At 68.3% G+C, this 652-nt stretch carries 1 protein-coding gene; it reads left to right on the top strand.

Annotated features, from left to right (window positions below):
- On the top strand, window positions 1–652 hold a 652-nt coding region (locus LPA41_RS40820; protein ID WP_304523826.1), incomplete at both ends, for a ketoacyl-synthetase C-terminal extension domain-containing protein.

Here is a 652-nt window from a genome sequence, read left to right as displayed (position 1 = left end):
GCTTTGGCGAACGCCGGGTTGCGGCCTGCCGAGGTTGATGTGGTGGAGGCGCACGGCACGGGGACGACGCTGGGTGACCCGATCGAGGCGCAGGCGCTGCTGGCCACCTATGGGCAGGACCGTGAGCGGCCGTTGCGGCTCGGCTCGATCAAGTCGAATATCGGGCACACGCAGGCCGCGGCGGGTGTCGCCGGGATCATCAAGATGGTGCAGGCGATGCGCCATGGTGTGATGCCGCGCACCTTGCACGTGGATGAGCCGACCCCGCAGGTGGATTGGGAGTCCGGTGCGGTGGAGCTGCTCACTGAGCCGGTCGAGTGGCGTGTGGATGGGCGTCCGCGTCGGGCGGCGGTGTCGTCGTTCGGGATCAGTGGCACGAACGCGCACGTGATCTTGGAGCAGGGCCCGGGCGTTGAGGTGCCGGGGGAGTCGGTGCGGGTGCCGGGTCCGGTGCCGTGGCTGGTTTCTGCAAAGTCGCCGGAGGCGTTGGCGGCGCAGGTGCAGCGGTTGGCGGAGTGGGACGCGGATCCTGTTGATGTCGGGTTCTCGTTGGCTACGACGCGGGCGTTGTTGCCGTATCGGGCTGTGGTGACTGATGTGTCCGCGCCGTTGGATGTCGTGCGGGTGGCTGACGGCAAGCTGGGTGTGTTGT

It is taken from the genome of Actinoplanes sp. DH11, assembly GCF_020873875.1.
Lineage (GTDB): Bacteria > Actinomycetota > Actinomycetes > Mycobacteriales > Micromonosporaceae > Actinoplanes.
Note: the sequence above shows the minus strand (reverse complement) of the source record. Positions and strands in the feature narration are given on the sequence as shown.